This window comes from Micromonospora sp. NPDC085948 (assembly GCF_040686315.1).
Lineage (GTDB): Bacteria > Actinomycetota > Actinomycetes > Mycobacteriales > Micromonosporaceae > Micromonospora.
In genome coordinates this window covers 87,239-95,741 of the sequence record NZ_JBFBJW010000021.1, presented here as the reverse complement: position 1 = coordinate 95,741, position 8,503 = coordinate 87,239, and the positions used below count along the sequence as shown (strand labels likewise).

Here is an 8,503-nt window from a genome sequence, read left to right as displayed (position 1 = left end):
GGGCGGGGCGCGGCACGGGGCGGGGCGCGGCACGGGGCGCGGCACGGCACGGGGCGCGGCACGGCACGGGGCGCGGCACGGCACGGGGCGCGGCACGGCGCGGGGCGCGGCACGGCGCGGGGTGCGGGGCGCCGACGCCCGCCAGGCGGTCGGTCGGGCGGTGGCCGGCGGGGCCGGGGCGCGCAGGGTGGTCAGGCGGTGGCTGCGACCGGAGGTGCGGTGTCCGCCGGAGCGGTCGCGGCGGCCGGGGTGACCGGGCGGCGTTCGCGGGTCGACCACTGCGCCGACAGCGCGGCCAGCAGCACCAGGCAGGAGCCGAGCATGTGTGCGCCGACCAGGATCGCGGGCACGTGGGTGAAGTACTGCACGAAGCCGATCAGGCCCTGACCCAGCTCGACGGCTACCAGGACGATCGCGGCCCGGGTGGCCCGTCGCGCGCCGACTGCGCGGAACGCGAAGATCAGCGCCACCGAGAGGCCGATCAGCAGGAAGACGGCGTCCGCGTGCACCTGCGAGATCGTCTCCGGGTCGAGCCCGTTGCGGGCGGCGCCGTGGTCGCCGGCGTGCGGGCCGCTGCCGGTGACCCAGGTGCCGATGACCAGCACCGCGACCGCCACGCCGGTGGTGACCCGGGCCAGCGCGCGCAGCGGCGTGGGCACCACGGCCACGGTCGGGCCGTCCGGGTCGCCGATGCGCCGCCAGAGGGCGTACGCGGCGGCGATCACCGCCATCGACGCGAGGAAGTGCAGGCCGACCACCCAGGGGTTGAGGTTGGTCAGCACGGTGATGCCACCGATCACCGCCTGGGCGGGGATGCCCAGGAAGACCGCCACGGCCAGGGCGAGGAGCCCGGGTCGACGGGGCCGGTGCAGCAGTACGGCCAGCAGGGTGGCCAGCGCGATCAGGCCCACCGCGAAGGTGAGCATGCGGTTGCTGAACTCGATCACCCCGTACACACCCATCTCGGGGGTGGTGACGTACGAGTCGTCGGTGCACCGCGGCCAGGTGGGGCAGCCGAGGCCCGAGGCGGTCAACCGGACGGCCCCGCCGGTGAGGACGATGCCCACGTTCGCGATGATCGAGGCGAGCGCGAGGCGGCGCAGCAGGATGCCGGGGACCGGACGGGCGATTCGGTTCACGGCGCAAATCCTACGCACTGTAGTGATCGAGGTTCGTCCGACTCCGTCGGCTCGGTGGTTCGGATCACCGGGGCCCGGGTTTGCGACCCTCCGGGTAATTACGTAACGTTGGCGTTGTGAAAAACGCGGCGGCGCTCCCCGAGCACCAGCCGACGGCTGTCCCGGCCGTCGGCGCGTCCGCGTCCGCGTCGGTCGTGGCCACGTCGGGGATGCCCGGCGGGGTCACCGCGGCGGAGATCTCCACCCGCGACCGGGTCACCCAACTGCTGCTGGAGCAGGGTGCCACCACCGCCGCGCAGCTCGGCGTCGCCCTCGGGCTCAGCCCGGCGGCGATCCGCCGGCACCTCGACGCGATGCTCGCCGACGGCGATGTGTACGCCCGCGAGCAGGCCGTGCGGGGCAGTCGCGGTCGGGGGCGTCCGGCCAAGGTGTTCATGCTGACCGAGGCCGGCCGGGTCCGCTGTGGCACCCATCACTACGACAACATGGCCACCGCGGCGCTGCGGTGGATCGTCCGCAACGGCGGATCGGAGGCGGTCGAGGCGTTCGCCACCGAGCAGGTGTCCGCCCTGGAGTCGCGCTGCCGGACGGCCATGGAGGACGCCGGCGACGATCCCCTCGCCCGAGCCGAGGCACTCGCCGCGGCGCTCACCGCCGAGGGTTACGCTGCCAACGCGACCACGATCGCCTCCGGCGGTCAGCTCTGCCAGCACCATTGCCCGGTGGCGCACGTGGCCGCCGAGTTCCCTCAGCTGTGCGAGGCCGAGACCGCGGTGATCTCCCGTCTGGTCGGCACCCACGTACAGCGCCTTGCCACCATCGCGCACGGCGACGGGGTGTGCACCACGCACATTCCGACCCAGCCGGGGCGTGCTCAATCCGGTAATCCCGTCACCACTGTGAGGACAGATAGATGACCGAGCAGATTGTCCAGCCCCTGACCCAGGAAGAGCAGCTTGCCGCCCTGGGTCGGTACGAGTACGGCTGGTCCGACCCGGACGCCGCCGGGGCGGTCGCCCAGCGCGGCATCAACGAGGCGGTGGTGCGGGACATCTCGGCCAAGAAGAACGAGCCGGCGTGGATGCTCGACCTGCGGCTGAAGGGTCTGCGGCTGTTCGGCCGCAAGCCGATGCCGGCCTGGGGCGCGGACCTCACCGGCATCGACTTCGACAACATCAAGTACTTCGTGCGGTCCACCGAGAAGCAGGCCACCAGCTGGGAGGACCTGCCCGAGGACATCAAGAACACCTACGACCGGCTGGGCATCCCGGAGGCGGAGAAGCAGCGGCTGGTCGCCGGTGTCGCGGCGCAGTACGAGTCCGAGGTCGTCTACCACAAGATCCGTGAGGACCTTGAGGAGCAGGGCGTCCTCTTCCTGGACACCGACACCGCGCTGCGCGAGCACGAGGACGTCTTCAAGGAGTACTTCGGCACGGTGATCCCGGTCGGCGACAACAAGTTCGCCGCGCTGAACACCTCCGTGTGGTCCGGTGGCTCGTTCATCTACGTGCCGAAGGGTGTGCAGGTCGAGATCCCGTTGCAGGCCTACTTCCGGATCAACACGGAGAACATGGGCCAGTTCGAGCGGACGCTGATCATCGTCGACGAGGGCGCGTACGTGCACTACGTCGAGGGCTGCACCGCGCCGCTCTACTCCTCCGACTCGCTGCACAGCGCGGTCGTGGAGATCATCGTGAAGAAGAACGCGCGCTGCCGCTACACGACCATCCAGAACTGGTCGAACAACGTCTACAACCTGGTCACCAAGCGCGCCGTCTGCCACGAGGGCGCGACCATGGAGTGGGTCGACGGCAACATCGGCTCCAAGGTGACCATGAAGTACCCGGCGGTCTACATGACCGGCGAGCACGCCAAGGGCGAGGTGCTCTCGGTGGCGATGGCCGGCGAGGGTCAGCACCAGGACGCCGGCGCCAAGATGGTGCACGCCGCCCCGCACACCTCCTCGACCATCATCTCCAAGTCGATCGCCCGTGGCGGCGGCCGCACCTCGTACCGGGGTCTGGTGCAGGTCCTGGAGGGTTCGCACCACAGCCGGAGCACGGTCAAGTGCGACGCCCTGCTGGTCGACACCATCTCCCGCTCGGACACCTACCCGTACGTCGACATCCGCGAGGACGACGTGTCGATGGGGCACGAGGCGACCGTCTCCAAGATCAGTGATGACCAGCTCTTCTACCTGATGAGCCGGGGTCTGAGCGAGGACGAGGCGATGGCCATGATCGTGCGCGGCTTCATCGAGCCGATCGCCAAGGAGCTCCCGATGGAGTACGCCCTGGAGCTCAACCGCCTGATCGAGCTTCAGATGGAGGGCGCGGTCGGCTGACGCCGCCGCTCCCGCGGGGCGGGCCGGAACCTCGGCCCGCCCGCACCCCGCCCCACCCTCGTCGTCACGGAACAGACAGACCAAGGAAGACATGACTACCCAGGCTTCCGCGCCGCCCAGCACCAAGTCGCAGGCGCTGCGCTCGTACGACGTCGCTGACTTCCCGGCCCTCACCGGCCTGGAGGAGGAGTGGCGTTTCACCCCGCTCAAGCGCCTGCGCGGCCTGGCCACGGCGGACACCTCGGCCGCCACCGGCCGGGGCGTCACCGTCGAGCACCCGGACCTGCCGGCCGGGGTGTCGGTGCGGCTCGTCGAGCCGACCGATCCCAGCGTCGTGTCCGCGTCGGTGCCGACCGACCGGGTCAGCGCGCTGGCCCACGGCGGGGCGGCGCGCGTCGCGCTTGTCGAGGTGGCGGCCGAGGCCGTCGTGTCCGACGCGGTGATCGTCCGGCTGCTGGGCGCGTACCCCGAGGAGTTGGCCTTCGCCCGGACCCAGGTCCAGGTGGGTCGGTTCGCGGAGGCCACCGTCGTCTTCTCCCAGGAGGGCTCGACCACGCTCGCCGACAACGTCGAGGTGTTCGTCGCCGACGGCGCGAAGCTGACCCTGGTCACGGTCGCCGACTGGGCCGAGGACGCGGTCCAGGCGCAGCACGTCAACATCAAGCTGGGCCGCGACGCCCGGGTCGTCCACATCCAGGTCTCCCTCGGTGGTGACCTGGTCCGGCAGTTCACGAGCGTGGAATACACCGATCGGGGTGGCGAGGCCGAGCTGTACGGCGTCTACTTCGCCGACTCCGGGCAGCACCTGGAGCACCGGCAGCTGGTCGACCACTCCGTGTCGGACTGCCGCAGCTACGTCGGTTACCGGGGCGCGCTGCAGGGCGAGGACGCGCACACCGTCTGGGTCGGCGACGTGCTGATCCGGGCCGAGGCGACCGGCACCGACACGTACGAGATCAACCGGAACCTGCTGCTCACCGACGGCGCGCGGGCGGACTCCGTACCCAATCTGGAGATCGAGACCGGCGAGATCGCCGGCGCCGGCCACGCCAGCGCGACCGGCCGCTTCGACGACGAGCAGCTCTTCTACCTGATGGCCCGGGGTATCCCGGAGAGCGAGGCCCGCCGCCTGGTGGTCCGCGGCTTCTTCGCCGAGCTGATCAACAAGATCCCGGTGGAGTCGCTGCGCGAGCGCCTGGGCGACGCGATCGAGGCCCGGCTCACCAAGGCGGGCGCCTGATGATCCGCATCTGCTCCGCCGAGGACGTGCCGAAGGGCACCGCGATCAGCGCGGACGTCGACGGCACCCCGATCGCGCTGGTGCACGGCGAGGACGGCGAGTTCTACGCCGCCTACGACGAGTGCTCGCACGCCGCCGTCGCGCTCTCCGAGGGCGAGGTCGACGGCTGCACGTTGGAGTGCTGGCTGCACGGCTCGCGCTTCGACCTGCGCACCGGCGCGCCGAGTGGCCTGCCGGCCACCGAACCCGTCCCCGTCTACCCCGTCGAAGTCCGCGACGGCGACATCTACCTCAGCCTGACGCCGAGTAATGGAGTGACCCGATAATGAGCACCCTGGAGATCCGCGACCTGAAGGTGTCGGTCAAGCTGCCCGAGGGTGAGCTCAAGCCGATCCTGGCCGGCGTCGACCTGACCGTGAAGTCCGGTGAGACCCACGCGATCATGGGTCCGAACGGTTCCGGCAAGTCCACCCTGGCGTACTCGATCGCCGGTCACCCCAAGTACGAGATCACCGGCGGCACGGTGACCCTCGACGGCGAGGACGTGCTCGCCATGACCGTCGACGAGCGGGCCCGCGCCGGCCTCTTCCTGGCCATGCAGTACCCGGTCGAGGTGCCCGGCGTCTCGGTGGCCAACTTCCTGCGCACCGCGAAGACCGCCATCGACGGCGAGGCGCCGAAGCTGCGCACCTGGGGTGGCGAGCTGCGCGGCGCGATGGAGCGCCTGCAGATGGACCCGGCGTTCGCCCAGCGCAACGTCAACGAGGGCTTCTCCGGCGGTGAGAAGAAGCGGCACGAGATCGTCCAGCTGGAGCTGCTCAAGCCGAAGATCGCCATCCTCGACGAGACCGACTCGGGCCTCGACGTGGACGCGCTGCGCGTGGTCAGCGAGGGCGTCAACCGGGTCCGCGACAACGGCGACACCGGCATGCTGCTGATCACCCACTACACGCGGATCCTGCGCTACATCAAGCCGGACTTCGTGCACGTCTTCGTGGCCGGCCGGATCGTCGAGCAGGGCGGCCCGGAGCTGGCCGACAAGCTTGAGGCCGAGGGCTACGAGCGGTACGCCGCCGGGGCCGGCACGGCCAAGGCCTGAGCAGGAGAGGCGCTGCCGAGATGACCAGCATCGCGATCCCCGCGGGGATGCCGCAGTACGACGACGTGCCACGTTTCGACGTGGCCCGGGTGCGCGCCGACTTCCCGATCCTGTCCCGGGAGATCAACGGGCACCCGCTGGTCTACCTCGACAGCGCCAACACCTCGCACAAGCCCCGGCAGGTGCTCGACGTGCTCGACGAGCACTACGCGCGGCACAACGCCAACGTGTCGCGGTCGGTGCACACCCTGGGCACCGAGGCCACCGAAGCGTACGAGGGGGCGCGGGCGAAGATCGCCGCGTTCATCTCAGCGCCGAGCGTCGACGAGGTGGTGTTCACCAAGAACTCCACCGAGGCGATCAACATCGTGGCGTACGCCTTCTCGAACGCCTCGCTGCGCCCGGACGCCGACCCGCGGTTCCGGCTGGGGCCGGGCGACGAGGTGGTGATCTCCGAGATGGAGCACCACTCGAACATCGTCCCGTGGCAGCTGCTCTGCGAACGGACCGGCGCGACCCTGCGCTGGTTCCCGGTCACCGAGCAGGGGCGGCTGGACGAGTCGGGCCTGGAGGACCTGGTCACCGAACGGACGAAGATCGTCTCGTTGGTGCACATGTCCAACATCCTCGGCACGGTCAACGCCACCTCCCGCATCACCGCGCGGGTCCGTGAGGTGGGCGCGCTGCTGCTGCTGGACTGCTCGCAGTCGGTGCCACACCTGCCGATCGACGTGGTCGACCTGGACGCCGACTACATCGTCTTCACCGGCCACAAGATGCTCGGCCCGACCGGCATCGGTGTGCTCTGGGGTCGGGGCGAGCTGCTGGCGGCCATGCCGCCGGTGTTCGGCGGTGGGTCGATGATCGAGACGGTCACCATGGCCCGTTCGACGTTCGCCGCGCCACCGGCCCGGTTCGAGGCGGGCACGCCGCCGATCGCCGAGGCGGTCGCGCTCGGCGCGGCGGTGGACTACCTCACCGGGATCGGGATGCCGGCGATCCAGTGGCACGAGAAGGAGCTGACGGCGTACGCGCTGGACGCCCTCGGTGCGGTGCCCGACCTGCGGATCTTCGGTCCGACCGTGCCGGTCGGCCGGGGCGGCACCATCTCGTTCGCGCTGGGTGACGTGCACCCGCACGACGTGGGTCAGGTGCTCGACTCGCTCGGCGTGCAGGTGCGGGTGGGCCACCACTGCGCCAAGCCGGTGTGCAGCCGGTTCGGTGTCCCGGCGATGACCCGAGCCTCGTTCTACCTCTACACCACCACCGAGGAGATCGACGCTCTGGTGGCCGGTCTGGAGCAGGTGCGGAAGGTGTTCGACTGATGCAGCTCGACCAGCTCTACCAGGAGATCATCCTGGACCACTACAAGCGCCCGCACGGGCGTGGCCTGCGCGACGCCGACGACCCGGGTGACCAGGTCGCGGAGGCGCACCACGTCAACCCGACCTGCGGCGACGAGGTCACCGTCCGGGTGGCCACCGACGGCACGGTCCTGCACGACATCTCGTACGACGGGATGGGCTGCTCGATCAGCCAGGCGTCGGCGAGCGTGCTGCACGAGTTGCTGCGCGGTCGGGGCGCCGGGGAAGCTTTCGAGGTGCACGAGGCGTTCGTGGAGTTGATGTCCGGACGTGGCCAGGTCACGCCGGACGAGGACGTGCTCGGTGACGGGGTTGCTTTCGCGGGTGTGGCCCGCTACCCCGCCCGGGTCAAGTGCGCGCTGCTGCCGTGGATGGCGTTCAAGGACGCCGCGGCACGCGCCGGTGTGGGCGCGAGCCCGGAGGTGAAGGCGTGAGCGAGCGTCAGCGAGCGAATGACACCGTGGTGCCTGGTGGCATCACGAAGCGATGCGGAGGGACGGCATGAGCAGCGAGAACACCGCTACCGCGGCGACGCCGGAGGCCGGTGACGCCGTCGCGGCGTCGCAGACCGACGCCCTGACGACCGACGCCGTGACGACCGACGGTGCCGTGGCCCCGGCGGCCGGCGACGCCGTCGCCTCGACGGGCGGCGACGCGGTCGCCCCGGCTGCCGGCGACGCGGTCGCCCCGACGGGCGGCGTCAGCAAGGCCATGATCGCCGACATCGAGGAGGCGATGAAGGACGTCGTCGACCCGGAGTTGGGCATCAACGTGGTCGACCTGGGCCTCGTGTACGGCGTACACGTCGACGACGAGAACGTCGCCACCCTCGACATGACGCTCACCTCGGCGGCCTGCCCGCTGACCGACGTGATCGAGGACCAGACCCGGCAGGCGCTGACCACCGGCCCCGGCGGTGGCCTGGTCAACGACATCCGGATCAACTGGGTGTGGCTCCCGCCGTGGGGCCCGGACAAGATCACCGACGAGGGTCGGGACCAGCTCCGATCCCTCGGCTTCAACGTCTGAGCCGACTCCGGTCGGCTCTGCCCGTCGAGCGCGACACCCCGCGGGGTGTCGCGCTCGATGCGTTACGCCCCCGCCCCGCGCGCGTAGGGAGTGCGCCAGGGCCGCGGGTCACCTGCGCCGTGCGCGGGTGCGTCCCGCGCCCGCGTCCTTGCGCGGTGTCTGCGCCCGCGTCCTCGCGCCGTGCGCCCGCGTCCTCGCGCCGTGCGCCCGCGTCCTCGCGCCGTGCGCCCGCGTCCTCGCGCCGTGCGCCCGCGTCCTCGCGCCCTGCGCCCGCGTTGCGTGTCCTTG

9 protein-coding genes are annotated in these 8,503 nt (G+C 71.0%); 8 read left to right on the top strand and 1 reads right to left on the bottom strand.

Annotated elements, in window-relative coordinates; all coding sequences use genetic code 11:
- Window positions 1-191: 191 nt before the first annotated feature.
- Entirely contained in the window at window positions 192-1,157 is a 966-nt protein-coding gene (locus AB0O48_RS33190) for a COX15/CtaA family protein (RefSeq protein WP_357573063.1), read from the bottom strand.
- 191 nt (window positions 1,158-1,348) lie between these two features.
- Here AB0O48_RS33190 and AB0O48_RS33185 point away from each other — a divergent pair, with 191 nt between their 5' ends.
- The 8 genes from AB0O48_RS33185 (at window position 1,349) to AB0O48_RS33150 (ending at window position 8,215) form a co-directional block, all read left to right on the top strand.
- Window positions 1,349-2,056: a transcriptional regulator gene (locus AB0O48_RS33185; RefSeq protein ID WP_357256124.1), complete on the top strand. Its 708-nt coding sequence runs from the start codon at window positions 1,349-1,351 to the stop codon at window positions 2,054-2,056.
- Window positions 2,053-3,483: a Fe-S cluster assembly protein SufB gene (gene sufB / locus AB0O48_RS33180; protein ID WP_266244341.1), complete on the top strand. Its 1,431-nt coding sequence runs from the start codon at window positions 2,053-2,055 to the stop codon at window positions 3,481-3,483. Before AB0O48_RS33185 ends, sufB begins: the two co-directional genes overlap by 4 nt.
- 91 nt (window positions 3,484-3,574) lie before the next feature.
- Complete coding sequence (gene sufD, locus AB0O48_RS33175; RefSeq protein WP_357256081.1) at window positions 3,575-4,723, top strand: Fe-S cluster assembly protein SufD; 1,149 nt, start codon at window positions 3,575-3,577, stop codon at window positions 4,721-4,723.
- Window positions 4,723-5,049 (top strand): non-heme iron oxygenase ferredoxin subunit, encoded by a 327-nt coding sequence (locus AB0O48_RS33170; protein ID WP_357256083.1) that lies wholly within the window; start codon window positions 4,723-4,725, stop codon window positions 5,047-5,049. Before sufD ends, AB0O48_RS33170 begins: the two co-directional genes overlap by 1 nt.
- Window positions 5,049-5,822 carry a Fe-S cluster assembly ATPase SufC gene (gene sufC / locus AB0O48_RS33165; protein ID WP_357069837.1) on the top strand — a complete coding sequence of 258 codons (774 nt, stop codon included), beginning with the start codon at window positions 5,049-5,051 and terminating at the stop codon, window positions 5,820-5,822. The genes AB0O48_RS33170 and sufC overlap by 1 nt, the downstream gene beginning before the upstream one ends.
- Window positions 5,823-5,842: 20 nt before the next feature.
- Entirely contained in the window at window positions 5,843-7,147 is a 1,305-nt protein-coding gene (locus tag AB0O48_RS33160) for a cysteine desulfurase (protein ID WP_357573062.1), read from the top strand.
- Window positions 7,147-7,620 carry a Fe-S cluster assembly sulfur transfer protein SufU gene (sufU, locus tag AB0O48_RS33155; RefSeq protein ID WP_350865704.1) on the top strand — a complete coding sequence of 158 codons (474 nt, stop codon included), beginning with the start codon at window positions 7,147-7,149 and terminating at the stop codon, window positions 7,618-7,620. Before AB0O48_RS33160 ends, sufU begins: the two co-directional genes overlap by 1 nt.
- 67 nt (window positions 7,621-7,687) lie before the next feature.
- Window positions 7,688-8,215: a metal-sulfur cluster assembly factor gene (locus tag AB0O48_RS33150; protein WP_365069824.1), complete on the top strand. Its 528-nt coding sequence runs from the start codon at window positions 7,688-7,690 to the stop codon at window positions 8,213-8,215.
- The last annotated feature ends 288 nt before the right edge of the window (window positions 8,216-8,503 follow it).